Consider the following 13,760-nt stretch of genomic DNA (forward strand, 5'->3'; position numbering starts at 1 on the left):
GGGGGGCATGCCTTCCGTACTGCCCGACGGCGAGCCCGTGCCCGACGACGGGTCGCTTCCCGCGTCCGCCCTCGACGGCGCCGGTGAGCGGCCGCTCGCCTTCTATCTGCACGTGCCCTACTGCGCGACCCGCTGCGGCTACTGCGACTTCAACACCTACACCGCCACCGAGCTGCGCGGCTCCGGCGGGGTGCTCGCCTCGCGGGACAACTACGCGGACACCCTCGCCGACGAGGTCCGCCTGGCCCGCAAGGTGCTGGGCGACGACCCCCGCCCGGTGCGCACGGTGTTCGTCGGCGGCGGCACGCCGACCCTGCTGGCAGCGGGCGACCTGGTGCGCATGCTGGACGCCGTGCGGCAGGAGTTCGGCCTCGCCGACGACGCGGAGATCACCACGGAGGCCAATCCGGAGTCGGTCGACCCCGCCTATCTGGCCGAGCTCCGGGCGGGCGGCTTCAACCGGATCTCGTTCGGCATGCAGAGCGCCCGGCAGCACGTGCTGAAGGTGCTGGACCGCACCCACACCCCGGGCAGGCCCGAGGCGTGCGTGGCCGAGGCCCGCGCCGCCGGCTTCGACCACGTCAACCTCGACCTGATCTACGGCACCCCGGGGGAGAGCGACGACGACTGGCGGGCGTCCCTGAGCGCGGCCGTCGGGGCGGGCCCGGACCATGTGTCGGCGTACGCCCTCATCGTGGAGGAGGGCACCGGGCTGGCGCGCCGCATCCGGCGCGGCGAGGTCCCGATGACCGACGACGACGTCCACGCCGACCGCTATCTGATCGCCGACGAGATGCTCGGCGCGGCCGGCTTCGACTGGTACGAGGTCTCCAACTGGGCCACCTCCGACGCCGGCCGCTGCCTGCACAACGAGCTGTACTGGCGCGGCGCGGACTGGTGGGGCGCCGGCCCCGGGGCGCACAGCCATGTCGGCGGCGTGCGCTGGTGGAACGTCAAGCACCCCGGCGCCTACGCGGCCGCCCTCGCCGCCGGCCGCTCGCCCGGCGCGGGACGCGAACTGCTGACGGACGAGGACCGCCGGGTCGAGCGGGTGCTGCTGGAGCTGCGGCTGCGCGAGGGCGTGCCGCTGTCGCTGCTGCACGAGGCGGGCCTGGCCGCCGCCGGGCAGGCGCTGCGCGACGGCCTGCTGGAGCCGGAGCCGTACGCGGCGGGCCGTGCGGTGCTGACCCTGCGGGGGCGGCTGCTGGCGGACGCGGTCGTCCGGGACCTCGTCGACTGACCGCCGTCCCGGTGCCGCGCGCCCCGGGGGGAGGGGCTCAGCCGCCCCGCCCCGGGGGAGGGCTCAGCCGCCCGGCTCGGTGACGAAGTCGATCAGTTCCTCCACCCGCCCCAGCAGCGCCGGTTCCAGGTCCTTGTAGGAGTGGACCTTCGACAGGATGTGCTGCCAGACGGCGCCGGTGTTCTCCGGCCAGCCCAGGGCGCGGCAGACGCCCGTCTTCCAGTCCTGGCCCCGGGGCACCGACGGCCAGGCGGGGATGCCGACCGAGGACGGCTTCACCGCCTCCCACACGTCGATGTACGGATGGCCGACGACCAGCACATGGGGGTCCCGCACGGAGGCGGCGATCCGGGACTCCTTCGACCCGGTGACCAGATGGTCCACCAGCACCCCGAGACGGGCGTCCGGGCCGGGCCCGAAGGACCCGACGATCGCCGGCAGGTCGTCGACGCCCTCCAGGTACTCCACGACCACGCCCTCGATGCGCAGGTCGTCGCCCCAGACGCGCTCGACCAGTTCGGCGTCGTGGCGGCCCTCCACGTAGATGCGGCCCGCGCGGGCGACACGGGCGCGGGCGCCGGGGACGGCCACCGAGCCCGAGGCCGTCCGGGAGGGCCGCGCGGGGGCGCCCGCCGGGGGCCGCACCAGGGTGACGGTCCTGCCCTCCAGCAGGAAGCCGGCCGGCTCCATCGGGAAGACCCGGCGCTTGCCGAAGCGGTCCTCCAGGGTGACGGTCCCGGCCTCGAAGCCGGTCACCGCCCCGCAGAAGCCGGTCGACACCTCCTCGACCACCAGATCCGGCTCCGCCGGGACCTCGGGGACGGGGGCCCGCCGCTTCCAGGGGGGCGTCAGATCAGGGCTGTAGCTGCGCATATCGGATGACCATACGGGCCGGACGTCCTACGACACGCCGAAACGCGCCGCCAGTTCACCGCGCTGACGGCGGACGAACTCCGCGTCCACGACAGCCCCGTGACCCGGTACGTACCGCGCGTCCGGGCCGCCGAGGGCGAGCAGCCGGTCGAGCGCGGCGGGCCAGCGGGCGCCGATCGCGTCGGGCCCGGCCTGGGGCTCGCCGGACTCCTCCACCAGATCTCCGCAGAACACCACGTCCGGCGTGCCGGGCACCAGCAGGGCCAGGTCGTGGCCGGTGTGGCCGGGGCCCGCGTCGGCGAGCACCGCCTGCCGGCCGCCCAGGTCGATCGCGCACTCGCCGGTCACCGCGTGGTGCGGCACGACCAGCACGTCCGCCGCCTCGGCGGCCTCCCCGGGCGCCACCCCGTGGCGCACGGCGTCCTGCCGGAGGGCGTCGCCCCCCCGCCGCAGCAGCCCGTCCAGGCCCACCGCCCCGTAGACCTCGGCCCCCGCGAAGGCGGCCGTGCCGAGGACGTGGTCGAAGTGGGGGTGGCTGAGTGCGACATGTGTCACTCGGCGGCCCAGCAGCGCCTGCACCTCGGCCCGGATCGCGGCGCCCTCGCGGATGGTGGAACCCGTGTCCCAGAGCAGCACCGCGTCCTCGCCGGCGACCAGGCCGACGGTCGCGTCCCAGGTGGGCAGCCTGCGGCGGCCGACGCCGTCCGCCAGCCGTTCCCAGCCGAAGTCTTCCCAAGCGACGTCCATGGGCGCGACGCTATCCGCATCCGCCCGCCGGGCGTCGGCCGGGACGCCGGGGCGGCCCGTCGCGCCGACCCGGTGGTCGGTCACCCTTGCTAGGGGCGTACCCCGCAGCCGTACACTGGCCGGGGGACCGCTGGCACTCGGCCGTATCGAGTGCCAGGCGGCTGCCGGGGCAGACGGCCGAGGGATCACGAACCGCAGCAGGAGGTGCGCACGGTGCTCAGCGAACGCAGGCTCGAGGTCCTGCGCGCCATCGTCCAGGACTACGTCGGCACGGAGGAGCCCGTCGGCTCCAAGGCGCTGACCGAGCGCCACCGCCTGGGCGTCTCCCCGGCCACCGTGCGCAACGACATGGCCGTGCTGGAGGAGGAGGGCTTCATCGCCCAGCCGCACACCAGCGCCGGCCGGATCCCCACGGACAAGGGCTACCGCCTCTTCGTCGACAAGCTCGCCGGAGTGAAGCCGCTGTCCACCCCCGAGCGCCGCGCCATCCAGAACTTCCTGGACGGGGCCGTCGACCTCGACGACGTCGTCGGGCGCACGGTGCGGCTGCTCGCCCAGCTCACCCGGCAGGTCGCCGTGGTGCAGTACCCCTCGCTGACCCGCTCGACGGTCCGGCACGTGGAACTGCTGTCACTGGCCCCCGCCCGGCTGATGCTGGTGCTCATCACCGACACGGGGCGGGTGGAGCAGCGGCTCGTCGACTGCCCCGCGCCGTTCGGCGAGACCTCCCTCGCCGACCTGCGCGCCCGGCTCAACAGCCGGGTCGTCGGGCGCCGCTTCGCGGACGTGCCGACCCTGGTGCAGGATCTGCCGGAGTCGTTCGAGACCGAGGACCGCGGGACGGTCTCCACGGTGCTCGCGACCCTGCTGGAGACGCTGGTGGAGGAGACCGAGGAACGGCTCATGATCGGCGGCACCGCCAATCTGACCCGCTTCGGGCACGACTTCCCCCTGGTGATCAGGCCGGTGCTGGAGGCGCTGGAGGAGCAGGTCGTGCTCCTCAAGCTGCTCGGCGAGGCCAAGGAATCGGGCATGACCGTGAGAATCGGGCACGAGAACGCCCACGAGGGACTGAACTCCACGTCCGTCGTCTCGGTCGGTTACGGTTCGGGCGGCGAAGCAGTCGCCAAACTCGGCGTGGTCGGACCGACCCGCATGGACTACCCCGGAACGATGGGAGCGGTACGCGCAGTGGCACGTTACGTCGGACAGATCCTGGCGGAGTCGTAAGTGGCCACGGACTACTACGCCGTACTCGGCGTACGCCGCGACGCGTCCCAGGACGAGATCAAGAAGGCCTTCCGCCGTCTTGCGCGAGAACTCCACCCGGATGTGAATCCGGACCCGAAGACGCAGGAGCGCTTCAAGGAGATCAACGCCGCGTACGAGGTGCTGTCGGACCCGCAGAAGAAGCAGGTCTACGACCTCGGCGGCGACCCGCTGTCCCAGGCGGGCGGCGGCGCGGGCGGGTTCGGGGCCGGCGGCTTCGGCAACTTCTCCGACATCATGGACGCCTTCTTCGGCACGGCTTCGCAGCGCGGCCCGCGCTCGCGCACCCGGCGCGGCCAGGACGCGATGATCCGGCTGGAGATCGACCTCAACGAGGCCGCCTTCGGCACCACCAAGGACATCCAGGTCGACACGGCCGTGGTGTGCACCACCTGCTCCGGCGAGGGTGCGGCACCGGGCACGTCCGCGCAGACCTGTGACATGTGCCGCGGCCGCGGCGAGGTCTCCCAGGTCACCCGGTCCTTCCTGGGCCAGGTCATGACCTCGCGTCCGTGCCCGCAGTGCCAGGGCTTCGGCACGGTCGTGCCCACGCCGTGCCCGGAGTGCGCCGGCGACGGCCGCATCCGCTCGCGCCGCACGCTCACCGTGAAGATCCCGGCGGGTGTGGACAACGGCACCCGCATCCAGCTCGCGGGCGAGGGCGAGGTCGGCCCCGGCGGCGGCCCCGCCGGCGACCTGTACGTGGAGATCCACGAGATCGCCCACCCCGTCTTCCAGCGGCGCGGCGACGACCTGCACTGCACGGTGACGATCCCCATGACGGCGGCGGCCCTGGGCACCAAGTGCCCGCTGGAGACGCTCGACGGCCTGGAGGAGGTCGACATCCGGCCCGGCACCCAGTCCGGCCAGTCGATCCCGCTGCACGGGCGCGGCATCACGCATCTGCGGGGCGGCGGCCGCGGCGACCTGATCGTGCACGTCGAGGTCACCACGCCCACCAAGCTCGACCCCGAGCAGGAGCGACTGCTGCGGGAGGTCGCGAAGCTGCGCGGCGAGGAGCGGCCGACGGGCCAGTTCCAGCCGGGTCAGCAGGGGCTGTTCTCGCGTCTGAAGGACGCGTTCAACGGCCGCTAGGGCCCACGGCGCCCACGAGGGCTCGACGGAGCGGGGCGCGTCCACCGGACGCGCCCCGTCCGCATGTCCGCGCCTCGCGCCCCCGCCACCCGGTGCTCGGGCAGCGTCGTGGTGTCGCTGCCCTCGACCTCGAACCCGGCGTCCGCGCCGGGAGTCCCGCGGGGGCGGGGCCGGGGGCGCCGGGCACCCGCCTGGACGTGGGACGATGCGTACATGTCGTCCGCGCTCCCCGGTCTCGGCCGCCACCCGATCGTGCAGGCCCCCATGGCCGGCGGCGCCTCCCGCCCCGAGCTCGCCGCCGCCGTCGGCGACGCCGGCGGTCTCGGCTTCCTCGCCGCGGGCTACAAGACGGCGGACGGCATGTACCAGGAGATCCGGCGGCTCCGGAGCCTCAGCTCCCGGCCCTTCGGCGTGAACCTGTTCATGCCGCAGCCCGCCGCCGCGGACCCGGCGGCCGTCGGGGTGTACCGCGACCAGCTCGCCGGTGAGGCCACCTGGTACGAGACCCCCCTCGGCGACCCGGACGCCGGACGGGACGACGGCTACGAGGCGAAGCTGGCCGTCCTCCTCGACGACCCCGTGCCCGTGGTCTCCTTCACCTTCGGCTGCCCCTCCCGCGAGGCCCTCGCCGCGCTCGCCCGGGCGGGCACCACGACCGTGGTCACCGTCACCACCCCCGAGGAGGCGCGGGCCGCCGAGCAGGCCGGCGCCGACGCCGTGTGCGTCCAGGGCATCGAGGCCGGCGGGCACCAGGGCACCCACCGCGACGACCCGGACACCGACGGCGCGGGCATCGGACTGCTCGCCCTCGTCGGGCTGGTGCGCGAGAGCGCCGGGCTGCCGGTGATCGCCGCGGGCGGCCTGATGCGCGGGGCGCAGATCGCCGCCGTGCTCGCCGCGGGCGCGAGCGCCGCCCAGCTCGGCACCGCGTTCCTGGTCTGCCCCGAGTCCGGGGCGCACGCCCTGCACAAGCGGGCCATGACCGACCCCCTCTTCACCCGCACCGAGACGACCCGTGCCTTCTCCGGGCGGCCCGCGCGCGGCCTGGTGAACCGCTTCCTGCGCGAGCACGGGCCGTACGCCCCCGCCGCGTACCCGGAGGTCCACCACCTCACCGCCCCGCTGCGCAGGGCGGCCGCCGCGGCCGGCGACCCGCAGGGCATGGCGCTCTGGGCGGGCCAGGGCCACCGGCTCGTCCGGGACCTGCCCGCCGGGCGGCTCGTGGACGTCCTCGCCGCCGAACTCGACACCGCGCGGGCCTCGCTCGCCGAGGAAGGGACCCGATGACCGCCCCCGTCTTCGTCGTCGACTCGCTCGACGGCATCGCCCCCGGCGCCCTCGTCACGCTGGACGGCCCCGAGGGCCGGCACGCCGTCTCGGTGCGCCGGCTGGTGCCCGGCGAGGAGATCGTCCTCACCGACGGCGCGGGCCGCGGCGCCGCCGGGACCGTGCACGGCACGGAGGGCAAGGACCGGCTCACCGTCGAGGTGCGCGACTGCCCCGAGGAGCCCGAGCCGCGGCCCCGGATCACCGTCGTCCAGGCGCTGCCCAAGGGCGACCGCGGCGAACTCGCCGTCGAGACCATGACGGAGACCGGCGTCGACGAGGTCGTGCCGTGGGCCGCCGCCCGCTGCATCACCCAGTGGAAGGGCGAGCGCGGCGCCAAGTCCCTCGCCAAGTGGCGCTCCACCGCCCGGGAGGCGGGCAAGCAGGCGCGCCGGCTGCGCTTCCCCGACGTCGCGGACGCGGCGACGACCAAGCAGGTGGCGGCACTTCTGGCGGCCGCCGACTTCGCCGCCGTGCTGCACGAGGAGGGCTCCGAGCCGCTCGCCGGGGCCGAACTCCCCGCCGCCGGCTCGATCGTGCTCGTGGTCGGCCCCGAAGGCGGCGTCTCCCCGGAGGAGTTGGCGCTCTTCGCCGGGGCGGGCGCCCGGCCGTTCCGGCTGGGCCGCACGGTGCTGCGCACCTCCACCGCGGGCACGGCGGCGACCGCGCTGCTGCTCGGGCGCACCGGCCGCTGGTCCTGACCCCCGGCGGTCCGCCGCCGCACGCCGGCCGGGTCCGCGCCCCGCGCATCGCCCTCCCGGACACCGCGGGGGCCGCCGCCCCGGACGTCACCCACAAGGGGAATGTGGCCGCAAGGGCCCTGGTGCGCTCCCGGCCGGAGGTGGGATTCTGCCGCCCATGAGGCTGCTGAGAACCATGGCCGCGCTCGGGGCCTGCGGGATCGCCGTCGCCGGAGCCGCCGCCTGCGAACCGGCCGCGGGCGGCCTCGACTCCGCCGCGGTCGCCCTCACCACCGACCGCACGGCCACGAGCACCCTGGAACGGCTCACGTTCGACGTCGCGTGGCTGAGCTGCTCGGCCAGGGCGCTGACCCGGGCGGCGGAGAGCGCGCCGGCCGCCGACGGCACCACGGCCCCCGCCGCCCCGCGCGAGGTGGAGGTCGACTGCGAGGGGGAGACCGACGACGGCAAGGCCATCACCCTGGACGGCACCGTCACCGAGGAACGCGCCGGGGTGTGCGTCAAGGGCGACATGACCGCCAGGATCGCGAAGAAGGTGGTCTTCCAGGCCACCATGCTCGGCGACTGCTCGGCCGCCGCCACGGCCCGGCCTTCGTCCCGCCCGGCCCGCCCCTCGGACCCCCGCCCGGCGCCCGCCGTCACCGTCACGGAGACCGTCACCGTGACGGCTGTTCCGGCCAAGTGATCCAAAGCCCTGCTGACGGGGCCGGGCGTTCCCTAGGGTGAATCCCGTGACGCACCCTGCCTACCTCCGGTTTCCCCATCTGCACGGCGAGCTGATCGCCTTCACCGCCGAGGACGACGTCTGGGTGGCGCCGCTCGACGGCGGCCGGGCGTGGCGTGTCAGCGCCGACAACATGCCCGTCGACCATCCGCGCTTCTCGCCCGACGGCGCCCGGGTCGCCTGGAGTTCGACCCGGGACGGCGCCCCCGAGGTGCATGTCGCACCCGCCGGCGGCGGACCGTCCGAGCGGCTCACCCACTGGGGCAGCGTGCGGACCACCGTGCGCGGCTGGACGGCCGACGGCCGGGTCCTCGCCACCTCCAGCCAGGGCCGGCCCTCGTTCCGCCGCACCTGGGCGCACGCGGTGCCGCTCGACGGCGGACCGGCCGAGGTCCTGCCGTACGGGCCCGTCGGGGACGTCGCCGACGGCCCGCGGACCTTGCTGCTGTCGGCCACCATGGGCCGCGAGGCCGCCGCCTGGAAGCGCTACCGGGGCGGCACCGCGGGCAAGTTGTGGATCCGCGCGTCCGACGACGCCGCGGACGGCGACTTCGTCCGCGTCCACGAGGACCTCGACGGCAACATCGAGTACCCGCTGTGGGTCGGCGACCGGATCGCCTTCCTCTCCGACCACGAGGGCGTCGGCGCCCTCTACTCCTCGCTCCCCGACGGGAGCGGACTGCGGCGCCACACCCCGGTCGACGGCTTCTACGCCCGCCACGCGGCCACCGACGGCACCCGTGTGGTGTGGACGAGCGCCGGCGAGCTCTGGATCCTCGACGACCTCGACGGCGCCGAGCCCCGCCGCCTCGGCATCGGGCTCGGCGGCCAGCGCACCGACCTCCAGCCCTGGACCCTGAGCCCGGACCGGAACGTCGGCGGCGCGTCCCCCGACCACACCGGCCGCGGCAGCGCTGTCGAGATCCGCGGCGGCATCCACTGGGTCACCCACCGCGAGGGCCCCGCCCGCGACCTCGCCACCGCACCGGGCGTGCGCGCCCGGATGCCCCACACCTTCCGCGCCGACGGCGAGGAGCACGTCGTCTGGGTGACCGACGCGGAGGGCGACGACGCCCTGGAGTTCGCCCCGGCGACGGGCACGGCCGCCGGCTCCACCCCGCGCAGGCTCGGCGCCGGCCGCCTCGGCCGGGTGGTCGCCCTCGCCGTCGCCCCCGACGGCAGCCGCGCGGCCGTCGCCTCCCACGACGGGCGGGTGCTGCTCGTCGAGCGCGAGTCGGGCGAGGTGCGCGAGGTCGACCGCAGCGAGGACGGCGACGCCGAGGGCCTGGTCTTCTCGCCCGACTCGGCCTGGCTGGCCTGGTCGCACGCCGGCCCCGACCCGCTGCGCCAGATCCGCATCGCGGGCACCGCGGACCTGACCGTCTCCGAGGCGACGCCGCTGCGGTTCGCCGACTACCAGCCCGCGTTCACCCTCGACGGCAAGCACCTCGCCTTCCTCTCCGAGCGCGCCTTCGACCCCGTCTACGACAGCCACGTCTTCGACCTGGCGTTCGTCGGCGGCTGCCGCCCGCACCTGATCACGCTGGCGGCCACCACCCCCTCGCCGTTCGGACCGCAGCGCCACGGGCGGCCCTTCGAGGCGGACCGGGACGACGACTCCGAGGGCGAGGACGGCGGCGCGCCCGTGACCCGGGTCGACCTCGAAGGGCTCGCCGACCGGATCGTGCCCTTCCCCGTCGAGGCCGCCCGCTACTCGTCCCTGCGCGCCGCCAAGGACGGGCTGCTGTGGCTGCGCCACCCGCTGCGGGGCGTCCTCGGCGCCACGAAGGCCACCCCCGACGACCCGGGCCCGAAGACGACCCTGGAGCGTTTCGAGCTCGGCGGGCGGCACCCGGAGGAACTCGCCGACGACGTCTCCTTCTTCGGTGTCAGCGGTGACGGCAAGCGGCTGCTGATGTCCACCGAGGGAAAGCTCAAGGTCGTCCCCAGCGACCGGCGCGCCTCCCGCGACGAGGACAGCGACTCCAACATCACCGTCGACCTGAGCCGGGTGCGCCGCACCGTCGAACCGGCCGCCGAATGGCGCCAGATGTACGACGAGGCCGGCCGTCTGATGCGCGACCACTTCTGGCGCGAGGACCTCGGCGGCGTCGACTGGGAGGGTGTGCTCGCCCGCTACCGGCCGGTGCTGGACCGGGTCGCCACCCACGACGACCTCGTCGACCTGCTCTGGGAGGTGCAGGGCGAACTCGGCACCTCGCACGCCTATGTGAGGCCGCGCGGCGGGCGCGGCAGGCGCTCCACCCGGCAGGGGCTGCTCGGCGCGGACGTCTCGCGCACCGACGACGGCACCTGGCGGATCGACCGCATCCTGCCCTCGGAGACCTCCGACCCGCTGGCCCACTCGCCGCTGGCCGCGCCCGGGGTGGCGCTGCGCGCGGGCGACACCCTGGTCGCCGTCGACGGCCGGCCCGTCGACCCGGTCAGGGGGCCCTGGCCGCTGCTCGTGGGCGCGGCGGGCAGCCCGGTGGAGCTGACCGTCTCCCCGGCGGGCGGCGGCGACCCGCGGCACGCGGTCGTCGTGCCCGTCGACGACGAGGAGCCCCTGCGCTACCACGACTGGGTCGCCGGCCGGCGGGCCTACGTCCACGAGCGTTCCGGCGGCCGGCTCGGCTACCTCCACGTCCCGGACATGCAGGCGCCCGGCTGGGCGCAGATCCACCGGGACCTGCGGGTCGAGGTGGCGCGCGAGGGCCTGGTCGTGGACGTCCGGGAGAACCGCGGCGGCCACACCTCCCAGCTCGTCGTCGAGAAGCTGGCCCGCCGGATCGTGGGCTGGGACCTGCCGCGCGGGCGGCGCGCCTCCAGCTACCCGGTCGACGCGCCCCGCGGGCCGGTCGTCGCGGTGGCGAACGAGTTCTCCGGCTCCGACGGCGACATCGTGAACGCGGCGATCAAGGCGCTCGGCATCGGCCCGGTCGTCGGCACCCGCACCTGGGGCGGCGTCGTCGGCATCGACAGCCGCTACTCGCTGGTCGACGGCACCCTGGTGACCCAGCCCAAGTTCGCCTTCTGGCTGGAGGGTTACGGCTGGGACGTGGAGAACCGGGGCGTCGACCCGGACGTGGAGGTGGTGGTGACGCCCCGCGACCACGCGGAGGGGCGCGATCCGCAGCTCGACGAGGCGATCCGGACGGCGCTGGCCGCCCTCGCCGAGCATCCGGCGAAGACGCCTCCCGAGCGTCCCTGACACCCCGTCGGGCGGGTGGCGCCCGGCGAAGGGCGCCCGGGCGGCCCGCTAGCATGACGGCACACGTGACCGCACCGCGAGGAGGCCCCGCGCATGGCCGGAGAACCGCAGGCCGACTGCCTGTTCTGCAAGATCGTCACCGGCGACGTGCCCGCCACGATCGTGCGGGAGACGGACACCACCGTCGCCTTCCGGGACATCAACCCGCAGGCCCCCACGCACGTCCTGGTCATCCCCCGGGCGCACTACGCGGACGCCGCCGCGCTCGCCGCCGCCGCCCCGGAGCTCGCGGCCGACGTGCTGCGGGAGGCGGGGGCGGTGGCCGCCGACGAGAAGCTGGAGGCGCACGGCTACCGCGTCGTGTTCAACACGGGCTCGGGCGCCGGACAGACGGTCTTCCACGCCCACGCGCACGTGCTGGGCGGCCGCGGTCTCCAGTGGCCCCCCGGGTAGGGACGCCGTGTCCGTACGCGAACTGGTGGTGCTGGGCACCGCCAGCCAGGTGCCGACCCGGCACCGCAACCACAACGGCTACCTGCTGCGCTGGGACGGCCAGGGCATCCTCTTCGACCCGGGCGAGGGCACCCAGCGGCAGATGCTGCGCGCCGGGGTGTCCGCGCACGACATCGACCGGATCTGCGTCACCCATTTCCACGGTGACCACTCGCTCGGTCTGGCCGGGGTGATCCAGCGGATCAACCTCGACCAGGTGCCGCATCCGGTCACCGCGCACTACCCGGCGAGCGGGCAGCGATTCTTCGACCGGCTGCGGTACGCCACCGCCTACCGGGAGACGGTGGACATCGACGAGCGGCCGGTCGCCGACGGCGGCCCGCTCGTCACCGAGGGGCCCTACCGGCTGGAGGCCCACCGGCTGTCGCACCCCGTCGAGTCGTTCGGCTACCGGCTCGTCGAGCCCGACGGCCGCCGGATACTGCCCGCGAAGCTGGCCGAGCACGGCGTGCGGGGCCCGGACGTGGGCCGCCTCCAGCGGGAGGGCGCCCTGGGCGGGGTCACGCTCGACGACGTCAGCGAGGTCCGGCGCGGGCAGCGGTTCGCGTTCGTCATGGACACCCGGCTCTGCGACGGGGTCCACGCGCTCGCCGAGGGCTGCGACATGCTGGTGATCGAGTCCACCTTCCTCGACGAGGACGCCGGGCTCGCCGCCGAGCACGGGCATCTGACCGCGGGGCAGGCCGGACTGGCCGCCCGCGAGGGCGGTGTGCGGCATCTGGTCCTCACCCACTTCTCGCAGCGCTACACCGACGCGGCCGAGGTCTTCGAGCGGCAGGCGCGGCAGGCCGGCTTCGAGGGGGAGATCACGGTCGCGCAGGATCTGTGGCGGATCCCGGTGCCGAAAAGGGTCTGAAGGTCCGCAGGTCCACCGGCCCTAGAATGCGTGCATGCCCATACCCAAGGCCGAACTGCACCTTCACATCGAAGGCACCCTGGAGCCCGAGCTCGCTTTCGCCCTCGCCGCGCGCAACGGCGTCGAGCTGCCGTTCGCGGACACCGGCGAACTGCGCGCCGCCTACGCGTTCACCGACCTCCAGTCGTTCCTCGACCTGTACTACGGCCTGATGGCGGTCCTGCGCACCGAGGAGGACTTCGCCGAACTGGCCGACGCCTATCTCGCCCGGGCCGCCGCGCAGGGCGTGCGGCACGCGGAGATCTTCTTCGACCCGCAGGCGCACACCGCGCGCGGCGTCCCGATGGGCACGGTCGTCGAGGGCCTCGGCCGCGCGCTGGAGCGGTCCGAGGAGCGGCACGGCGTCTCCACCCGGCTGATCATGTGCTTCCTGCGCGACGAGCCGGCCGAGTCGGCGCTCGCGACGCTGCGGGAGGCGGAGCCGTACCTGCACCGGATCACCGGCGTCGGCCTGGACTCGGCGGAGGTGGGCAACCCGCCGTCGAAGTTCCGCGAGGTGTACGAGGCGGCGGCCGCGCTCGGGCTGCGGCGGGTGGCGCACGCGGGCGAGGAGGGCCCCGCCGCCTACGTGCGCGAGGCGCTCGACGTCCTCGGCGTGGAGCGCGTCGACCACGGGCTGCGGGTGATGGAGGATCCCGGCCTGGTGGAGCGGCTGGTGCGCGAACGCGTCCCGCTGACCCTGTGCCCGCTCTCCAACGTGCGGCTGCGCGCGGTGGACGTGCTGGCGGAGCACCCGCTGCCGCGCATGATGGCGGCCGGGCTGATGTGCACGGTCAACTCCGACGACCCGGCCTACTTCGGCGGCTACGCCGGGGACAACTTCACCGCGGTGCGCCGCGAACTGGACCTCGGCGACGAGCAACTGCGCGAGCTGGCCCGCAACTCGTTCCTGGCCTCCTTCCTGGAGGACGACGAGGAGCGGCGCGCACGGTACCTGGCGGAGGTCGAGGCGTACGACTTCGCGCCGACGGCCGCCGTCCCCGCCGGACGCGACCCCGAGGACCCGGTCCCGGCCCCGGCCGCGTCCCGCTGAGCGCCGCTGCCCGGGGATCCCGGGCCGGGCGTCCGCCCCGCCGCCGACACGTGACGTGCGGGCGCGGCGGGCGCCCGGACGGGCGGGGCGCATCAGGCAGACTGGCGGGAAC

12 protein-coding genes are annotated in these 13,760 nt (G+C 75.1%); 10 read left to right on the forward strand and 2 right to left on the reverse strand.

Features of this window, described 5'->3' with window-relative positions; all coding sequences use genetic code 11:
• Positions 1 to 7: 7 nt before the first annotated feature.
• The gene (hemW, locus tag JE024_RS23550) at positions 8 to 1,240 is read left to right on the forward strand and encodes a radical SAM family heme chaperone HemW (protein WP_205375484.1); all 1,233 of its coding nucleotides are present in this window, start codon (positions 8 to 10) and stop codon (positions 1,238 to 1,240) included.
• Between the two features lie 63 nt (positions 1,241 to 1,303).
• On the opposite strand, the gene JE024_RS23555 is transcribed toward hemW, so the two are convergent.
• Together JE024_RS23555 and JE024_RS23560 are read right to left on the reverse strand one after the other, a co-directional pair.
• Positions 1,304 to 2,113, reverse strand: a complete 810-nt coding sequence (locus JE024_RS23555) for a DUF3097 domain-containing protein (protein ID WP_205375485.1) — start codon at positions 2,111 to 2,113, stop codon at positions 1,304 to 1,306.
• A 27-nt stretch (positions 2,114 to 2,140) separates the two neighbouring features.
• Positions 2,141 to 2,860, reverse strand: a complete 720-nt coding sequence (locus tag JE024_RS23560) for an MBL fold metallo-hydrolase (protein WP_205375486.1) — start codon at positions 2,858 to 2,860, stop codon at positions 2,141 to 2,143.
• A 213-nt stretch (positions 2,861 to 3,073) separates the two neighbouring features.
• Between JE024_RS23560 and hrcA the strand changes: the two genes are divergently transcribed.
• The 9 genes from hrcA (at position 3,074) to JE024_RS23605 (ending at position 13,648) form a co-directional block, all read left to right on the forward strand.
• Positions 3,074 to 4,090: a heat-inducible transcriptional repressor HrcA gene (hrcA, locus tag JE024_RS23565; RefSeq protein ID WP_205375487.1), complete on the forward strand. Its 1,017-nt coding sequence runs from the start codon at positions 3,074 to 3,076 to the stop codon at positions 4,088 to 4,090.
• Positions 4,091 to 5,224, forward strand: coding sequence for a molecular chaperone DnaJ (gene dnaJ, locus JE024_RS23570; RefSeq protein ID WP_205375488.1), 1,134 nt, complete (start codon positions 4,091 to 4,093; stop codon positions 5,222 to 5,224). It abuts the gene before it with no gap.
• Between the two features lie 213 nt (positions 5,225 to 5,437).
• A complete protein-coding gene (locus JE024_RS23575; protein ID WP_205375489.1) occupies positions 5,438 to 6,511 on the forward strand; it encodes a nitronate monooxygenase in 1,074 nt (357 codons plus the stop codon).
• Positions 6,508 to 7,251 carry a 16S rRNA (uracil(1498)-N(3))-methyltransferase gene (locus JE024_RS23580; RefSeq protein WP_205375490.1) on the forward strand — a complete coding sequence of 248 codons (744 nt, stop codon included), beginning with the start codon at positions 6,508 to 6,510 and terminating at the stop codon, positions 7,249 to 7,251. The genes JE024_RS23575 and JE024_RS23580 overlap by 4 nt, the downstream gene beginning before the upstream one ends.
• A gap of 157 nt (positions 7,252 to 7,408) precedes the next feature.
• The gene (locus JE024_RS23585; RefSeq protein WP_205375491.1) at positions 7,409 to 7,936 is read left to right on the forward strand and encodes a hypothetical protein; all 528 of its coding nucleotides are present in this window, start codon (positions 7,409 to 7,411) and stop codon (positions 7,934 to 7,936) included.
• 46 nt (positions 7,937 to 7,982) lie between these two features.
• Positions 7,983 to 11,186, forward strand: a complete 3,204-nt coding sequence (locus JE024_RS23590) for a S41 family peptidase (RefSeq protein ID WP_205375492.1) — start codon at positions 7,983 to 7,985, stop codon at positions 11,184 to 11,186.
• A gap of 93 nt (positions 11,187 to 11,279) precedes the next feature.
• On the forward strand, positions 11,280 to 11,639 hold the full coding sequence (locus JE024_RS23595; RefSeq protein ID WP_205375493.1) for a histidine triad nucleotide-binding protein: 360 nt from the start codon (positions 11,280 to 11,282) through the stop codon (positions 11,637 to 11,639).
• A gap of 7 nt (positions 11,640 to 11,646) precedes the next feature.
• A complete protein-coding gene (locus tag JE024_RS23600; protein WP_205375494.1) occupies positions 11,647 to 12,555 on the forward strand; it encodes a ribonuclease Z in 909 nt (302 codons plus the stop codon).
• 34 nt (positions 12,556 to 12,589) lie between these two features.
• Complete coding sequence (locus tag JE024_RS23605; RefSeq protein WP_205375495.1) at positions 12,590 to 13,648, forward strand: adenosine deaminase; 1,059 nt, start codon at positions 12,590 to 12,592, stop codon at positions 13,646 to 13,648.
• Positions 13,649 to 13,760: the final 112 nt, after the last annotated feature.

This window comes from Streptomyces zhihengii (assembly GCF_016919245.1).
GTDB lineage: Bacteria > Actinomycetota > Actinomycetes > Streptomycetales > Streptomycetaceae > Streptomyces > Streptomyces zhihengii.

Excerpts from the sequence above, each read along its gene's own strand:
- JE024_RS23605 (WP_205375495.1), top strand. The coding sequence starts at position 12,590 with ATGCCCATACCCAAGGCCGAACTGCACCTTCACATCGAAGGCACCCTG.
- JE024_RS23555 (WP_205375485.1), bottom strand. The coding sequence starts at position 2,113 with ATGCGCAGCTACAGCCCTGATCTGACGCCCCCCTGGAAGCGGCGGGCC.
- JE024_RS23585 (WP_205375491.1), top strand. The coding sequence starts at position 7,409 with ATGAGGCTGCTGAGAACCATGGCCGCGCTCGGGGCCTGCGGGATCGCC.
- hemW (WP_205375484.1), top strand. The coding sequence starts at position 8 with ATGCCTTCCGTACTGCCCGACGGCGAGCCCGTGCCCGACGACGGGTCG.
- JE024_RS23575 (WP_205375489.1), top strand. The coding sequence starts at position 5,438 with ATGTCGTCCGCGCTCCCCGGTCTCGGCCGCCACCCGATCGTGCAGGCC.
- JE024_RS23580 (WP_205375490.1), top strand. The coding sequence starts at position 6,508 with ATGACCGCCCCCGTCTTCGTCGTCGACTCGCTCGACGGCATCGCCCCC.
- JE024_RS23560 (WP_205375486.1), bottom strand. The coding sequence starts at position 2,860 with ATGGACGTCGCTTGGGAAGACTTCGGCTGGGAACGGCTGGCGGACGGC.
- JE024_RS23595 (WP_205375493.1), top strand. The coding sequence starts at position 11,280 with ATGGCCGGAGAACCGCAGGCCGACTGCCTGTTCTGCAAGATCGTCACC.